Origin of the sequence: Collinsella aerofaciens, from assembly GCF_032584215.1 — a bacterium.
Lineage (GTDB): Bacteria > Actinomycetota > Coriobacteriia > Coriobacteriales > Coriobacteriaceae > Collinsella.
In genome coordinates this window covers 1-17410 of sequence record NZ_JAWHPN010000006.1, presented here as the reverse complement: position 1 = coordinate 17410, position 17410 = coordinate 1, and the positions used below count along the sequence as shown (strand labels likewise).

The window sequence follows — 17410 nt, the reverse complement described above, 5'->3', positions numbered from 1 at the left end:
AAAATACCGATAGTTTTGTAGCGAATTGTCAATTCTCTTGACATTTGCTCAGATTTACCTTCGTTTATTCGCTATTTATTTTTTGTTTCTACTGGTACTTTGGTTGCCATCATTTTTTTAATGGCATTAGATTTATTTGCACAAATTTTTGCTCAAGAGCAAACATCCCGCTCACGATCGAAAATCGACCGTGAGCAGTAGGTCATTAACCGGAAGGAATATCCTTCCAAACTGATGAGAATATCTTTAGCCCATCGGCGGTTAGAAGCATGATGTTCAGACAGCTATATTTGAATTTGCACGCAGATTTTCGGTATCAAATCGCCTGAGGCCACCACAAAGGTACCTGCCCCCTTTGTGGTGATTCTCCCCCGGCGCTACAGCAGATGCTCCTCGATAAAGATCGCGATGCCGTCTTTGTCGTTGCTCGCGGTTACAAAGTCGGCGGCGGCACAGGTGGCGTCGCTGCCGTTTGCCATGGCCACGCCCACGCCGGCGTCGGCCACCATGCAGGTGTCGTTATCGGCATCGCCAAACACGCAGATGTTCTGGAGCTCCATGCCGTTGAGCTCCGCCACGCGCACAAGGCCGCGCGACTTAGACACGCGCGGATCCATGAACTCGTAGAGCCGCTGCGTGGTCTGCAGAGCCGCCGCCTTAACGGTATCGTCGGCGAACGTCGACGCCCGTTCGATGACCTGCGGCATCACCTCGGGCGCCATGGTAAACATCACCTTGGTCTGCGGCTCGCGCAAAAACTCGGCAAAGTCGACCACCTTGTAGGGCACGCCGTCGACACGCGACAGATGCTCGACGCATGCATTGCTCTCGGGCACATAGAGCACGCCGTCCCGAGGGCAAACGGGCGTTGCCGGCAGGTCCGCCATGTGCTCGCAGATGTGCGCAATGGTCTCGCCCGGTAGCGGGTAGCTCAGCTCGTTGATGCCGTGCGCACGATCGATGACTTCGGCGCCGCCACAGCCCACCAGCACGTCTACCAGGCCTTCGATACCCCAGAGCCCAAACATGGCCTCGGTCGCCTGGGCGTCGCGCCCGGTGCACAGGCCAAAGAGCACGCCGCGCTCGCGCAGGGCGCGAATCGCCGCCACGGTGCGCGGAGACACCGTGTGCCGGCTCGTGAGCAGCGTACCGTCGATATCGCAGAGTACGGCTTTAATATGGCTGAAGGTGGCGTCCATGGGGGCCTTTCTGGGTTGTGCGGCGGTGTGGGGTGTATTCGTGAACGGCGTACATGGTATACCAAGGCGCAGGCGCGGCCTGTCAAAGCAAAAACCACCACAAAGGTGCCTGTCCCCTTTTGTGGTGGCCGGACCCGTAGGGTGGCATGGCCCGGGGCGCAAACCATCACAACATTCGACGTTATTCGGCAAAATCGCGGTTTTCATCGAACGTTGTGATGGTTTTTACTGCTTTGCGGCGCGATCAAAATGCCGGCGTCCAAACAGCAGCAACGCCGCGGGAACCGCTGTCACGACCATGCCCGCACCAACGAGCGTCTGCTGCACGCCAAACGTCGCCGCCAGCCACGGGGCAATCGCCAGCGGGGCCACGCCGGCGAACATGTTGCCAAAACCCATGACCGAGTTCACGCGACCGAGCTGCTCGAGCGGGGCCGTCGTTTGCACGATGGTGTTGTGGAGCGGGTTGACGACGCCCCAAGCTATGCCCAGTACAATCTGGCCGACAAGGGCCACGCCCACGTACGGTGTCCCCACATAGAGCAAACTTCCCAGACCCACGGACATGAGTGCAACGAGCAGCGTTTTGAGGCTGACGAAGCGCGGCGGCAAGCGGAGCGCGACCACGGCGCCCAGCACCGCGCCCACACCGCTGGCCGACGAGAGCCAGCCCATCCATTCGACACCGACGTGCAGGACATCGCGGTAGAAGAACGACTCCAGTGGATCGAAGGCACCGTAGCCAAAGTTCGAGAGGAAGATGATGCAGAACAGCAGGGCGAGGATACTGTTGGTAAAGACCGTCTTGATGCTGGTCGCGAAGGTGACACGGGAGGACGTGTTGGGGTCGGAGCATTGGCTGGCCTTGTCCGATGTGATGTCACCAATCGCGGTTTTGTCTTCGTGCGCGGCGGCCTGACCCGCACTTGGTCTAAGGCCCCAACCGGCGACGAGCGCCAGCACGGTAAAGAGCATCATGAGCACAAACACCGCGCGCGACGACGCAGCCGCCGCGAGAAAGCCACCCAACGTGGGTCCGACGATAATACTCACGTTTGAGAACATGGCGATGGCGGAGTTGATGTCTTTGAGCTCGACGGGATCATCGGTGAGGTAAGCCGGATAGGATGTGGCGATGGGCTGGGCGAACCCCATCACAAAGCCCAGGAGCACCGCGCCGAGCAGGACGATGCCGGTCGCGCTGCCAAAGGCAATGATCGCCGCGCCGGTTGTCACCGTGCCCACGATGCTCAGCAAGAAATGGTGGCGCGGGCCCCAGGCGTCGAGCGCCGCGCCACCCGCAAAGGATCCCAGGATTACAAAAACATTCATAAACAGGACGGCCAGCGATGTCGCCACGACCGAGGCATCGTCCGCATAGGTGAGCGTTCCGATAACGCCGATAAAATAACTGGTCTGAAAACCGGTGTAGATAAGAAAGCGCATTGCCACCAGGCGCTTGGCCTGCACGGGCAGCGATGATTGAGGTTTTGAGAGAAGAGGGATGAGCATGGAGACTCCTTGTTTCATACGAATACGGGCGGCGGGCATTCGCCACCGTCTGTCAAATCAATCTATCCGCATGAAACTTTAAGGACGCATCAAGCCTCTTCTCTCCGTTTTTTGCCCGTCATGAACTATTTGGTAGATTGTAAGGCATGTCCCACACATCTACCAAAGCAAAAACCACCACAAAGGAGCCTGGCCCCTTTGTGGTGGAAATGACGTTTGCCCAGATAAAACCCGCCAAAAGAAACCTGTCCCTTTTTGGCATGTTATGGCAGCGCAGCGAGCCGGTTCCAAGTGCCCCAGGTCGCCCCGAAAGAGGAGCGACGCGTACTTTGGTACGCGAGCGACGGCTTGAGGGGCGAGACGGGGTACTTGGAACCGGCGCAGCGTCAAGCCTGAAGGTGGTCTTGGATGAGGTCGCAGATGGCTCGGGCGTCGTTGATGTTGATGGCTCGGGTCGCAAAGCCGGCGTCGAAGGCCTGACGCGCCAGGGCCTCGTTGCAGGCAAGCGCCAGCGTGCGACCGTCAACCAGGTCGAGCGAGCTCTTGCCGCGCAGACGGTCGACACCGGAGCGCGCTACCACGATGTTGTCGAAGCCCTCGGTCTTGTAGCCCTCGATGATCACCACGTCGACATCGTTGTAGCGCGACAGCAGCTCGCGCGCGGGCATCTCGTCCTCCTCGCGCGTGTCGGCGTACTCCGCCCAACGCGTGGCGCAGATGAGGCCCACGTGTTTGGAGCCGGCCTGGTGATGGCGCCAGGTATCCTTGGCGGGCACATCGATATCGAAGCCGTGATGCCCATGATGCTTGAGCGAACCCACGCGCAGACCGCGGCGGGTGAGCTCGGCGATAACCTTCTCGACGAGCGTTGTCTTGCCCGAGTTCTGGTAGCCGATAAACGCGATCGCGGGGACGGCCGGTGTCGGAGCTGCGGGCGCGACGGCGACGGGTGCGCTCGCGGGCGCGGCACCGTCAGCGGCCACGGACTCAACAGCAGCGACCTGACGCTCGGCACGATCCCACACGCCCGAGCGGCCGCCCTCCTTGTGCAGCAGGCGCACGTCGACGATCTCCATGCCGCGATCGACCGCCTTGCACATGTCATAGATTGTTAAGCACGCAGCACTCGCTCCAGTCAGGGCCTCCATCTCGATACCCGTCTTACCCGTCACGCCGGCCGTAACCAATACATGAAAGCCAACCTGCCCGTCAACGCGCGCCGGCGCCCAGCCCTCGGGCACGTCCTCGGCCGGCGTCCCCGCCGGAGCGATGGGCTCGATATCGCACTTGCTCTTGGTAATGAGCAGCGGATGGCACATGGGAATGATATCGCTCGTGCGCTTGATGGCCATAATGCCCGCCACGCGTGCGCAGGCAAGCACGTCGCCCTTTTTGGCGCGGTCCTGCAGCACCATGGCCTGCGTCTCGGGGTGCATGAGGATGGTGCCCTCGGCGATGGCGATGCGATGGGTCTCGGCCTTGTCGGACACGTCAACCATGCGCACCTCGCCCTTGGCGTCCACGTGCGTCAGCTCGTCGCGACGGGCGTCGCGGGCGGGCTCGGTAGCAGCGCTGGCAGTCGGCTGCGCGGACGCGTCGGCGTTGCCAGCATTCGCCGCAGCCGTGACTTTGTGGGCAGACATCGCGGCCCTGCGAGCGGCCTTGGTGGCGTCGGCGTACCTGCTCTTGGCCATATGATCATCCTCCGATTTGGGACATAAATCGTTGCGTGCCCTCAATTATCGCGTGTTCCTGCGGTTTGTGGGCCACGGCATCGCGCCAAATCGAAAGTACCTGCATATCATCACCACGGCGCAACGCCTCACGCACCGAATACTCGGCATCGCTGAACAGGCACGGACGCACGTTGCCATCGGCCGTCAGGCGCAGGCGGTTGCAATTCGCACAAAAATGGTTGGACATGGCGCTGATGAAGCCAACCGTTCCCGCCGCGCCCGGAAAGTGCCAATAGCGCGCAGGGCCCGCGCCGGCAGGAGCGTCGTTGATGTCGAGCGGCTCGAGCTCACCCAGTCCCGCCGCGGCGGCCCCGGCATTGATGCGCGCCCGCAGCTCGTCACTCGGCACGGTATCGCTCGCGTCCCACAGCTCGGGATTGAGCGCGGGCGCATGCGGATCCACAGCGCAATGCGAGCTCGTGTGTTCGTCGCCGATGGGCATGTATTCGATAAAGCGCAGGTGGATGGGGCGGTCGAGCGTGAGCCGCGCGAGGGCCGCCACATCCTGGTTGAGCCGGCGCACCACAACGCAGTTGACCTTAACGGGCTCAAAGCCCCAAGCCAGCGCCGCGTCGATGCCGGCCATGGTCTGCTCGAGTCGGCCCAGGCGCGTGATCTTTCCAAAGAGCGTAGGGTCGAGCGTGTCGAGCGAAATGTTGACGCGGTTAAGCCCGGCATCTTTGAGCTGCGGCGCCAGCTTGGGCAGCAGGGCGCCGTTGGTGGTGAGCGAGATGTCCTCGATCTGCGGAATCGCGCGGATGTCGCGAATGAGCGGGATGATACGGCGGCTGACCAGCGGCTCGCCGCCCGTCAGGCGCACGCGGCGAATGCCCTCTCCCGCCACCAGGCGCACAAAACGGGCGATTTCCTCGGCACTGAGTAGCTCGTCGTGTGCACGGGGCGCCACGCCATCGGCCGGCATGCAGTAAATGCAGCGGAAATTGCACTTGTCGGTAACGGCAATGCGCAGGTAGTTGATATCGCGGCCAAAGCCGTCATGTTGCACGTGCCCGTCCACGCGGCCCTCCCCTCACGCGGCATTTTATTCTTCGGAAAACATAATACCCCACGAGAGAATCACGCCGACACCCGTACGACAGGACAGGGCGCTTCGAGCAAAACCCGCTTCCCAAGCCCATCCTCAGCACAGACCGTCACAACATTCGATGCTTTTCCCGATTTTGGCAAAAAACGTCGAATGTTGTGATGGTTTGCCTGCCCACGGCACCCCGTAGAAGGACCAAAGCGCCCCTAAAGGCCGCCGTCCCAGTGCCGAATCACGAATTCTCGCAGGTCGTTCTGCCGCTTTTGGAACGCTTCGCTTCGGTCGCACTTGAGACCCATAGCGAGTGCGATGGCGTTCATCGCCCGATGCAATTGCAGCTGGTGGGCAAACTGAGTCCCGGTGAGGACGATCATCCTAAAGCCCAGCGCGCTCAGCACGGTCATACGCTCCGCATCCGACGCGCTGCGCTGTTTATCAAGATGGTCCGAACCGTTGTATTCAATCCCCGTACCGCTCGCAGGCGCATATACGTCGATCTCGAAAAACCCGGCCTTTGCGAGATACTTGAACTCGCTGGGAACATCGACCCGATGGTTGAGCTCGATCTTGGCGTATCCCAGCCCTCCCTGGGAACGTTTTGCAGCGACCATGATTGCGGTGGCCGTCTCCATGGGCGACCGCGCGCCATCGTGCACGCGCCTGAGCACGGCGGCCGCGCGTATAGCCCCCTGACGAGATCGGTTCTCATTGCAATAAGCAATCAAGTCGGCAACGGTATGCCTCTGCCCCATCTCGATATAATCGCCTGTCGACAGATGATTCAAATGGTATCGGGCACAGATTTCGTAGCCATATTCCAGCTGCTCGGGCTCGCTCATCCACGAGCCCGCTTGGACAAAGCACATGGCCTCATCAACCACTAGAAGGCCCTCTGCCACCTCGATAAGATGGCCTGGAGGTACCGGCGCTCCAAACACGTGGCACCTAAATCCAGCCGGCGTCGAGCGCTCAAAATCGAAGTTGACGAGCGTGTCGATATGATCGAGCTCTCCTCGTGGAATACCGATCGAGACCAGATAGTCGGTAACAATCCCAACTGCCGTTGAAGCCCTCAGCCCCTTGGCATCGAGTCCCAATTTGGGCAGGCTCGCAGTCGACTCCGCCTCGTTAGCAAGCGAGTCCTCATCGTATAGGCTGCTTGCTCGCGAGAGCGGCTCGGACGGGCGCGCCACGTTGTGGTAAAGCCAGGCAGTCTTATGGGACAGGACGATCGGCAGGTCCATGAGCCCTCCAATGGAGTCGGATAACCAACCTTATTCCCCTGCCCACGGGTCCGCACACCTTCGTGCGCAAGAAAGCGATTCCACCCGGTCGGATGGCAGAAAAACCATCACAACATTCGATGCTTTTCCCGTTTTTGGCAAAAAACGTCGAATGTTGTGATGGTTTGAAGCGAGGTGAGGGGCACGGAGAGATCAAAGCATCGTGCTCGAACGGGTTAATCCAGCTCTTTTAAGCCATGTGCCAGCTGCCAGTACTCGCCGTGCTGGGCGAGCAGTTCTTCGTGCGTGCCGCGCTCGATGATGCGGCCGTGTTCGAGGACCATGATGGCGTCGGCGTCGCGGACGGTGGACAGGCGGTGCGCGATCATAAAGGTGGCGCGTCCGCGCATGATGCGGTCCATACCGCGTTCGATGAGCTTTTCGGTACGCGTGTCAATGGAGCTCGTGGCCTCGTCCAGGATGAGCACCGGCGGATCGGCGACGGCCACGCGCGCGATGGCGAGCAGCTGACGCTGACCCTGCGACAGGTTGGCGCCGTCGGCCGTGACCGGTGTGTCGTAGGCCCGCGGCAGGCGGCGGATAAACGAGTCGGCGCAGGCGGCCTCGGCAGCGGCGCGCACCTCCTCGTCGGTCGCGTCGAGCTTGCCAAAGCGGATGTTCTGCGCAATGGTGCCGCTAAACAGGCGCGTGTCCTGCAGCACAATGCCGAGCGACCCGCGCAGGCTGGCCTTGGCAATGTGCTTGACGTCGATGCCGTCGTACGTGATCTCGCCGTCATCGACCTCGTAGAAGCGGTTGATGAGGTTGGTAATGGTCGTCTTGCCGGCGCCCGTGGAGCCCACAAACGCAATCTTTTGCCCCGGCTTGGCAAACAGGTTGAGGTCCGTGAGCACGCGGGCGCCCGGCACGTAGGAAAAGTCCACGGCATGGAAGCGCACGTCGCCGGCAAGCGGGACCAAGCCGCACGTGAGCTCGGTGCCGTCGGCGGCCACCGCGCGGCCCGACTCATCAACGGCTGCCACGTCATGCAGGTGCCCGTAGACGCCCACGCCCTGGCCCTCGGGAATTTTCCACGCCCACGCGGCATCGCCCGTCTGCACCAGCTCCACGCAGCCCTCGTCCACCTCGGGCTCAAGGTCCATAGCCGCAAACAGGCGCTCGGCACCGGCCAACGCGTTGAGCAAGAAGTTGCCGAGCTGCGTAAACTGGTTGATGGGCATGGCGGCCTGGCGCACAAAGACCAGGTAGCTTGCAAGCGCGCCCACGTCGGAGAGTCCCTTGATGCAGAGCATGCCGCCCGCCACGGCGACGATGGCATAGTTGACGTAGCCAATCACGACGGTCATGGGCACCATGGAGTTGGCATAGCTCACGGCGGCGGTGCCGGTGCGGCGAAGCTCGTCGTTGCGGCAGGTGAAGCCGGCGACATTCGCCGCCTCGCGGTTAAAGACCTTGATGACCTTTTGGCCCGAGACCATCTCTTCGATATATCCGTCCAGGTCGCCAAGCGATGCCTGCTGGGCGGCAAAGAAGCGCTTAGAGCGCGCGCCCGAATAGCGCGCATACAGCACAATGGCCGCATCGCACACGAGTGTGATAATCGTGAGCTGCCAGTTAAGGATGATGAGCATGGCCGTGGTGCCCACAACCTGAATGGCGGCCTGAATCACGTTGGCAAAGCTGTTGTTGAGCGCCTCGGAGACGGTGTCGACATCGTTGGTGAAAAAGCTCATGATGTCGCCCGAGCGCGTGCTGTCAAAATAACTGAGCGGCAGCGTCTGGATGTGCGCGAACAGATCGCGGCGAATATCGGACACCACGCGTTGGGCCGCGCGCACCATGATCTGTGAGTAGCCCAGGGCCGAGAGCACGCCCGCGGCGTAGATGATCGCCGTCAGGATAACCTGCTTGGCAAGCAGTTCCTCCCCGCCCGTGGCCAAACCGTTAACGATGGGACGCACCATGTAGGTGCCGACGAGGCTCGCAATGGCGGCGACGGAGGCGAGCACGCCCACCGCAAGCAGCGAGAACTTGGCATGCCCCATGTAGGAGAGCAAGCGGCGCACAGTGCGCTTGAGGTCGGCCGGGCGTGCTTGGGCTGCGGTCTTAGGCACGGCGCTCACCCCCTTCCAAGGGTGATCCGCATGCGACGGAGGAAAACGGACCATTCGCGCAGCCATCGTCGCTGCCGTCGCCGGCGTCCGCGTTCCCCGCAAACTCCATCTGCGAGGCGTAAATCTCCTGGTATATGTTGTCGCCCGCCAGCAGTTCCTCGTGCGTGCCCACGCCGTGGACACGACCGTCGTCCAATACCACAATGCGATCGGCATCCATGACACTCGCGATGCGCTGGGCGATGATGAGCACGGTCGTATCGGAAATCCGGGCGATGTGCTCTCGAATCTTTGCGTCGGTCGCCATATCGACCGCGCTGGTGGAGTCATCAAAAATGAGCACGCGCGGATGCTTGAGCAGCGTGCGCGCGATGCAAAGGCGTTGCTTCTGGCCACCCGAAACACCGGCGCCACCTTGCCCCAACTCGCCGTCCAGCCCGCCGATGCGATCAAGGAACTCGTCCACGCACGCTGCGCGGCAAGCCGCGAGGAGCTCATCGTCCGACGCCTGCGGATTGCCCCACTGCAGGTTCTCGCGCACGGTGCCCGTAAACAGCACGTTCTTTTGCAGCACAATGCCTACGGCGTCGCGCAAGGCGACCAGGTCGTAGTCGCGCACGTCGTGTCCGCCCACAAGCACGGCGCCCTCGGTGGCGTCGTACAGGCGCGCAATCAGCTGCACAAGCGAGCTCTTGCCCGAGCCCGTGCCGCCGAGGATGCCCACCGTCGAGCCGCTCTCGATGCGAAGGTCGATATGCTCGAGCACATCCTCGGCTGCATCCGCGCGGTATTTAAAGGAAACGTCGCGAAACTCGATACTGCCGTCCGCTGGCGCCGCAATCGCGAGGTCCCCCGCGGGGTTGGCGATAAAGGGCTCCTCATCGAGCACCTCTGCGATACGGCCCACACTCGTAAGAGCGCGCGTGAGCAGCAAAAACACGTTGGAAATCATCATGAGCGAATTCATGATCAGCAGCACGTAGCTCATAAAGCCCGTGAGCGAGCCCACGCCCAGCTTGCCGGCGAGAATCATGCGGCCGCCAATCCACAGGATAGAGAGCGCAGCCACGTACATCGACAGCTGAAACACCGGCAGGTTGAGCACCGCGCTGCCAAAGGTCTTTGTCGCAGTGCGCGCGAGCTCGGTATTGACTGCGTCGAACTTGGCCTCCTCGTGCTCGGTACGAACGTAGGCCTTGACGGCACGCACGGCGGTGAGGTCTTCCTGTACCACGCCGTTGAGGTGGTCCATCGAGGTCTGGAGTTGGCGGTAGAGCGGACTGACGCGATAGGTGATGACGCCCAGTACGATTGCCAGCACGGGCAAGATGATCGCAAAGACGGTGGCGAGCGGGCGCGACAGCATCAGCGCGTAGATAAGGCCGACGATAAGCGTCACCGGGCCGCGCACCATAGGGCGAAAGCCGTTGCCCACAGCATTTTGGATAACGGTGATGTCCGTGGTCATGCGGGTGACGAGCGAGCTGGCGTCGTAGTTGTCCAGGTTGCCAAAGGCGAGCGTTTGAATCTTTTTGTACTCGGCCTCGCGCAGGTTGGCGCCTAGGCCCGAGGCAACGCGGGCGGACGTGCGGGCATAACCCAAGCCCAGTACCAGCGAAAGCGCAGCGCACACCAACATATACGCGCCCTGCAGCAGCATGTAGTTGATATCACCCGCGGGCACGCCCACATCGATGATGTTGGCCATGATGACCGGGATAAACAGCTCGAGCACCGTCTCGACCGACACAAAGAACACGCCGAGGATGGCATCGCGACGGTATGCCCCTAGATGGGAAAACAGTATTTTGAGATTGCGCACGCAGGTTCAACCCCCATCAAACGTTGTTCGCAAACGCACGTATTATTGCGCGCCGAATAATGGTGTCAAGTATTCCGAAATCGTTTTCTGCAAGGTTAGCGCCGGCGGCGAGTTCTCGTGATGTGTGTCCATCTTCACTCGGAATAATGGTGCGCGAGACTTTTTCGCTCCGGCGTCATCACAAACCTTGACTCTACAATCGTTGTAGGGTTTTCACTACACTGGTACGTAAACAAACCCAGCCAGAAAGCCCCGCCCATGGAACACGACCTCACACGCGGCAATGTCCTTAAGACCATCGCGGTCTTTGCCCTGCCCTATATGCTCTCGTACTTTTTGCAGATGCTCTACGGCATGGCCGACCTGTACATGATGGGGCAGTTTAGCGGCGCTGCCGGCATCACCGCCGTGGGCAATGGCGCGCAGACGCTTTACATCATTACCGTGACGCTCGTGGGCCTGGCCATGGGAACGACGGTCATCGTCGGCCACGCCGTGGGCTCGCGCCGGTTTGACCGCGCCGAGACCGCCATCGGCAATACCATCACGCTCTTTATGGGTGTCTCGGTGGTACTGGCCGCTGTCCTGCTCGCGCTTTGCCCGCAGATCGTGGCGCTCATTGGCACTCCCGCCGAAGCCGTCGAAGGCACTGCCGCCTACCTGCGTATCTGCTTTATCGGCATTCCTTTTATCGCCGCGTACAACATTCTTTCGGCCATCTTTCGCGGGCTGGGCGATTCACGCTCGCCCATGTACGTGATCGGCGTGGCGTGCATCATCAACATCGCGCTCGACTTTCTGTTTATCGGCCACATGGGGCTCGGCCCCGTGGGCGCGGCGCTCGGCACGGTGACCGCGCAGACAGCCAGCGTTGCCCTCGCGCTCGTGTGGCTCAAGAGCCGTCGCACGAACATCCACGTTAAGCGCAGCGACCTGCGCCCCCAGCCCGAGGTGCTCGGCAGCATTCTTAAGATCGGCGTGCCCGTGGCCGTGCAGGACGGCTGCATCCAGGTAGCGTTTATGTTTATCACCGTCATCGCCAACCACCGCGGCCTGGTCGACGCCGCCGCCGTGGGCCTGGTCGAGAAGATGATCAGCTTTTTGTTCATCGTGCCAAGTTCTATGGGCGCCACCGTCAGCGCGCTCACGGCGCAAAACGCCGGTGCGGGCAAGGGCGACCGCGCGCGTCAGGTACTCAAGGATGCCATGACCATCTCGGTGGTGTACGGCTGCCTGATCACGGTGCTGATGTGGCTAGTGGCGCCGGCGTTTATCGGCTTTTTTGCCAAGGACCCCGCGGTGGTCGCGGCCGGTACCGGCTATATGCGCAGCTACATTTTCGACGCAATCTTTGCCGGCATCCACATTTGCTTTAGTGGCTTTTTCGCTGCATACGGCAAGAGCTACATCGGCTTTGCGCACAACGTACTAGCCGTGGCGCTCATTCGCGTGCCGGGCGCGTGGCTGCTGTCGAACGCCTATTCCGACACGCTGTTTCCCATGGGCATCGCCTCGCCGTGCGGATCGATTTTGTCGGCGGTCATCTGTGTTGTCGCGTTTACCGTACTCAACCGGCGCGGGGCTTTTGACAAGTTGGCAGCGTAGCGGGGCGACGCAGGCCTGGCATCCCTCCCCGACTCCATTGAAAGGAGCGGTCCTGTGACCGACATGCCAAGTGAACATACCGAGGGCCTGCTCCGCATTGGCGAGGTGGCGCGCCTGTTTAACCTGAGCGTGGGGACGCTACGTCATTACGAGCAGATGGGCTTGCTGGACCCGGCGCACATCGATCCGGCGAGTGGGTACCGCTACTACGGATCGCGGCAGCTCTCCACTCTCAACACCATCAGTCACCTGCGTGTTCTCAACTTGCCCTTGGCGCAAATCCGTGAGTTTGTGACCACGCGCGATGTGGACCTTATGCAGCGGCAGCTGGCTCAGCAGCAGGAGCTCATCGAGCGCAAGCGCCGAGAGCTGGAGCGTGTGTCGCGCAAGATCGATAGCCGGCTTGCGCTGCTGCACGATGCCTTGAACACCGAGCTCGATACCATTTGCACAATCGATGCGCCCGAGCTTCGCTGCGCCGTATTGCGCGAACGTGTCAAGCCTACCGACGCCTATGCGCTGGAGTGGCAGATTCGTCAGCTGCAGAAGGGCCAGCACGAGACCTTTGTCTTTCTGGGCAACTTAGGCGTCGGGATTAGCGCCGAGCGCCTCGCAGCCGGCGACTTTGATGGCTACGACGAGGTCTTTTTGCTGCTCGATGACACGGACGATTACCTGGGCGATGTCGAAGTACGTCCCGCCGCGCGGTGTCTGACGGTCAGCTTCCGCGGCACGCACGGTCAGGCGGCCCCGCGCTATGAGCGCTTACTCGATTACATGCACGAGCGCGACCTGTCCCCCGCCGGTCCCTCGCGCGAAATCGCCCTCATCGACGACATCATCAGCGACGACCCAGGGGCGTATGTGACGAGGATCGCGATACCGGTCCGCTAATCACTACCATTTATCGAGCAATTCCATCCATTTACCTTAATCCGAATTAGATTGTATTATGTAGCAAATAAAATGACAGCATATTGCCCCCCATAGGCAGGAGACATTATGCCCAGAGTTCAATCACGTCGCTCGTTTCTTCTCGGCCTAGCCTCGATCATCGGCTTATCCGCGTCACGCCCAACAAGAGTATTCGCTGCCGACTCAAACTCATCCGTCGCTTTTACATCAGACCTAGCACAAGACTACGCGCTTTCCCTGTTGCCCATCGTCGACGGATCCGCGAACTTAGAGATCGAGCAAATCGTTCCCGTATGCCAACAAATCGGCCTTATCTGTGGCTATGAAATCAGTGTCACAAGGGAAGGAAGCCCTTACGGTTATTTAATACTTGACGCATCATATCCTGGGCTTCTGAAGGAGATAACCCTCGGCGATACCATTCTTCCGATTTCAGCTTCTCTATCAAACGCCATTTCAACTTATTCCGGCCAACAGGCCACAAACCCAACCGTACTAATTTCGTACAACGATATTGAATATGGAACTTTGGTGCCAGGAACTAGAGACTGTGTAACCAACTATAACAATATACGGTCTGTCCCGATTGTCACCGAAAAGGGTATAGCACCTCAAAGCAATAACCCAACTTCATGGAATGCAGTCATTATCAATGAAGATGACTTGATGTTGCATTTCCAAATAGACGATTTAAACGGAATACCGTTCCGAGGAGTCTCGGAATCATTAGTTGAAGCCCGCACTAATAAGTATGCATGCGTCGTTTCTGCCTTGTACGCTGTATCAATGCATTACGGTCTCACCAGTTCAAACGCTAATCAATTTAATCCCGATTATTATAAAGAAATATGGAACGTCACTGGCACAACAACGTATAAGACCAATGATCAGGGCGTCGAGTACGGAAGCACGATCATCCCAGATGGAATTGTTCCGTTTAAAAGTCTTGCCGCTCAAAAGGGTAGAGCACTTAATACTCAATTTTTCGGTTATCAGCCTCAATTCGCTCAGTACAGAGCAACTATCGATCAAGGGAATATCGGCTTGTATCATATGTGGATCAACAGCCGAAACAGTGAAGGATCCGTCGAGCTATCAGGTCATACAGTCACGGTAACTGGCTATTTTACTGGGCATAATGGAAGCTCTGGCATCGAACTGCAGTGGCTCGAAGTATTCGACGGATGGAACACTTATCCCCGAGCGATTAACTATGCAACGCCCAATATGGTCAAATTGAACGGAACAGTCTTTTGGTAGACCGGATGGCACCATCAAAATGGTATGGCACCACGGCCTTTGCCCTGGTTACGATATTGGTGATTTTCGCTATGTTTGCATCCGTTTCTTCATGCACAGATAGAGCCCGCTATAGCGGAGGAGATGATTACCTTGTCTTTGGAGCCGGCAGCGTTCATTCTATTGAGGGAACGGAACTCGTAATCCAAACAGACAACAGTCCCCGCTACACCGACGCTGGAAAGCAAACCCGGATTACATTCCCCTCATCTGGCCGAATCAAAGACAAGCTTTCCCAAATCAAAGTTGGGACAAGAGTTTCCTACTCACGCTTTGAGTCGGTAGACGCATCTGGATCATACGAGGGAAACGATATCGAAATTGAACAGGCAAACACTATAAGGAGATGTTGAGGAACTGAGCCTCTGCGCAGCTCCTCAACAAATCATTATGCCTCCGGGACCCTACCCGTCGCCAAAATCTGTTCAAGTGCCGCCTCATCCAACACGGGCACACCCAGCTGCTCGGCCTTAGTGAGCTTGGAGCCCGCTTTGGGACCGGCGACCAGATAGCTCGTCTTCTTTGACACACTGCCCGAAACCTTGGCGCCGAGCACCTTGAGCGCCGCGCCCGCCTCGTCGCGCGTGCGGTTGACGAGCGTGCCGGTGAGCACGAAGGTCAGACCCGCGAGCGGCTGTGCGTCGGCGAGCTCGCCCGCCACACCAGCGTCGGCCGCGGCTTGCGCGTGCGCGGTGCCCAAGTCGACCTCGAGCGAAAGGCCCGCCTGACGCAGACGTTCCAGCACGGCAAGGTTTTCGGGCACGGCCAGGAACTGCTTAACGCTCGCCGCAATCTTGGGACCGATGCCCTCGCACTCGGCAATATCCTCTTCGCTCGCCACGATAAGCTTGTCAATCGACAGGAATCGCTCGGCGATGACCTCGCCCACACTCTTGCCCACGTGGCGGATGCCCAGGGCAAACAGTACGCGACCGAGTGGCTGGCTCTTGGACTTGTTGAGCTCGGCGATGATTTTCTCGGCCGTCTTGAGGCCCACCGGGATGGGGTCGCCCTTCTTGACGCCCTTTTTGCTGTTGGAGCTGGCATAGGTGCGCCCCGTGTCCAGGCCTGCGATGTCATCGACCGTGAGCTGGTAGAAGTCTGCGACATCGTGGATCAGGCCGGCAGCGATCATCTTGTCGACGATCTCGTCGCCTAGGCCGTCGACGTCCATGCAGCCGCGGCTCACCCAGTGGAGCAGGCGCTCCTTGAGCTGCGCGGGGCAGTCGATGGAGACGCAGCGATAAGCGACCTCGCCATCCTCGTGGACCACGGGGCTGCCGCACACGGGGCAGACCTCGGGCATATGCCAGTCAACCGAATCGGCCGGGCGCTTGTCGAGCACCGGGCCCACGACCTCCGGGATTACGTCGCCTGCCTTGTGCACGATGATGGTGTCGCCCTCGCGCACGTTTTTGCGGCGGATCTCGTCAATGTTATGCAGCGTGGCACGCGCGATGGTGGAGCCGGCGACCGTCACCGGGTCGAACTCGGCGACCGGCGTGAGCACACCGGTGCGGCCCACCTGGATGCGAATTTCGCGCAGGACGGTCTGCTTTTCCTCGGGCGGGAACTTAAAGGCAATGGCCCAGCGCGGTGCGCGGGCGGTAAAGCCCAGGTCGAGCTGCTGCTGGAAGCTGTCGACCTTTACGACCACGCCGTCGATGTCGTAGTCCAGGTCGCCGCGATGCTCGAGGGCCCGGGCGCAGAACTCGTGGACCTCGGCGGGCGTGGCGCAGCGTGCCACGTTGGGGTTGACGCTAAAGCCGGCGCTACGCAGCCAATCGAGGAACTCGCGCTGGCTGTGGACGTGCAGCGGATCGGTATCGGCGATGGCATAGATAAAGGTGGCAAGATCGCGGCGCGCCGTGACCTTGGGGTCCTTTTGGCGCAGGCTGCCGGCGGCGGCGTTGCGCGGGTTGGCGAAGGAGTCGCGGCCCTCGGCATCGGCCTCGTCGTTCAGACGAACAAAGCTGCCCTTGGGCATATAGACCTCGCCGCGCACCTCGATGGTGCGCTCGCGGTCGGCGCCCATGTGGGCGAGCGCCGGCTCGGACAGGTGCATGGGCACATCCTTGATGGTGCGCACGTTGAGCGACACGTCCTCGCCCGTGGTGCCGTCGCCGCGCGTGGCCGCGCGTACGAAGGTGCCGTTTTGGTAGGTTAGCGCCACGCCCAGACCGTCGATCTTAAGCTCGCAGGTATAGGTGACGCTGCCGACACCGAGCGCATCCTCGGCACGCTGGAGCCACGCGTCGAGCTCGTCCAGATCCATGGCATCGTCCATGGAATACATGCGTGCCATGTGCGTGACCGGCGTAAACTGCTCGCTCACGTAGCCACCTACGCGCTGGGTATAGCTGTCGTGAGTTACCAGATCGGGGTAGGTCGCCTCGATTTCCTGCAGCTCAACAAGCATTTTGTCAAAGGCGGAGTCCGTGATCTCGGGCGCGTCGAGCATGTAGTAGCGGTACGCGTGGTAATCGAGCTCGTGGCGCAGCTCGGCCGCACGCGCTGCCGCCTGGGCACGGGCATCGGTCGGTGCGGTGGCTTCCGCGGTCGTGGGCGTTTCGGTATCGATGTCCACGCCGTCACCAAACAGGCTCGATTGCTCCATAGCGGCACTCCTTCGCTCGATTTCAAACGGATACAAGAGTACCACCGGTCACGATGGGGCCGAATAACCCTTTCGAACCGCACCGAATCGGCAGCGCCCGGACCGGGGTGGATCGCGCGATCAAACCATGCCCTTGTCAGCCCCAAGTGATCCGTTTTCCTCCGTCCCCAACGGAGGCTTATAGGACAAAATGTGTGTCCACGTTGGGGGCATCGGCGCAGGTCGATGCCCCTTTTTCAGCCGTTTAAATTCCGTGCCCGCTTTTAACCGCTCGGACAGAATGTGTGTCCGGTTGCCTATCG

General features: G+C 60.2%; 11 protein-coding genes. 3 read left to right on the top strand and 8 right to left on the bottom strand.

Features of this window, described 5'->3' with window-relative positions; translation table 11 throughout:
- Positions 1-377: 377 nt before the first annotated feature.
- The 7 genes from RX395_RS02680 to RX395_RS02645 form a co-directional block, all read right to left on the bottom strand.
- Positions 378-1199, bottom strand: coding sequence for an HAD family hydrolase (locus RX395_RS02680; RefSeq protein WP_316365250.1), 822 nt, complete (start codon positions 1197-1199; stop codon positions 378-380).
- A gap of 225 nt (positions 1200-1424) precedes the next feature.
- Positions 1425-2711, bottom strand: a complete 1287-nt coding sequence (locus tag RX395_RS02675; RefSeq protein WP_316365248.1) for an MFS transporter — start codon at positions 2709-2711, stop codon at positions 1425-1427.
- A gap of 386 nt (positions 2712-3097) precedes the next feature.
- Entirely contained in the window at positions 3098-4405 is a 1308-nt protein-coding gene (gene mobB, locus RX395_RS10245; protein WP_394815227.1) for a molybdopterin-guanine dinucleotide biosynthesis protein B, read from the bottom strand.
- 4 nt (positions 4406-4409) lie between these two features.
- Positions 4410-5465: a GTP 3',8-cyclase MoaA gene (gene moaA / locus RX395_RS02660; protein WP_316365247.1), complete on the bottom strand. Its 1056-nt coding sequence runs from the start codon at positions 5463-5465 to the stop codon at positions 4410-4412.
- Positions 5466-5698: 233 nt separating this feature from the next.
- The gene (locus RX395_RS02655; RefSeq protein WP_316365245.1) at positions 5699-6736 is read right to left on the bottom strand and encodes a hypothetical protein; all 1038 of its coding nucleotides are present in this window, start codon (positions 6734-6736) and stop codon (positions 5699-5701) included.
- Between the two features lie 215 nt (positions 6737-6951).
- On the bottom strand, positions 6952-8850 hold the full coding sequence (locus tag RX395_RS02650) for an ABC transporter ATP-binding protein (RefSeq protein ID WP_316365243.1): 1899 nt from the start codon (positions 8848-8850) through the stop codon (positions 6952-6954).
- Complete coding sequence (locus tag RX395_RS02645; RefSeq protein ID WP_316365241.1) at positions 8843-10672, bottom strand: ABC transporter ATP-binding protein; 1830 nt, start codon at positions 10670-10672, stop codon at positions 8843-8845. Before RX395_RS02645 ends, RX395_RS02650 begins: the two co-directional genes overlap by 8 nt.
- A 258-nt stretch (positions 10673-10930) precedes the next feature.
- Here RX395_RS02645 and RX395_RS02640 point away from each other — a divergent pair, with 258 nt between their 5' ends.
- The 3 genes from RX395_RS02640 (at position 10931) to RX395_RS02630 (ending at position 14452) form a co-directional block, all read left to right on the top strand.
- Positions 10931-12277 (top strand): MATE family efflux transporter, encoded by a 1347-nt coding sequence (locus RX395_RS02640; protein ID WP_316365240.1) that lies wholly within the window; start codon positions 10931-10933, stop codon positions 12275-12277.
- 63 nt (positions 12278-12340) lie between these two features.
- The gene (locus RX395_RS02635) at positions 12341-13171 is read left to right on the top strand and encodes a MerR family transcriptional regulator (protein WP_316365365.1); all 831 of its coding nucleotides are present in this window, start codon (positions 12341-12343) and stop codon (positions 13169-13171) included.
- Between the two features lie 108 nt (positions 13172-13279).
- Positions 13280-14452 carry a hypothetical protein gene (locus tag RX395_RS02630; RefSeq protein WP_138339693.1) on the top strand — a complete coding sequence of 391 codons (1173 nt, stop codon included), beginning with the start codon at positions 13280-13282 and terminating at the stop codon, positions 14450-14452.
- A 427-nt stretch (positions 14453-14879) separates the two neighbouring features.
- Here RX395_RS02630 and ligA read toward each other — a convergent pair whose 3' ends face one another.
- The gene (ligA, locus tag RX395_RS02625; protein WP_316365237.1) at positions 14880-17108 is read right to left on the bottom strand and encodes an NAD-dependent DNA ligase LigA; all 2229 of its coding nucleotides are present in this window, start codon (positions 17106-17108) and stop codon (positions 14880-14882) included.
- Positions 17109-17410 lie beyond the last annotated feature (302 nt).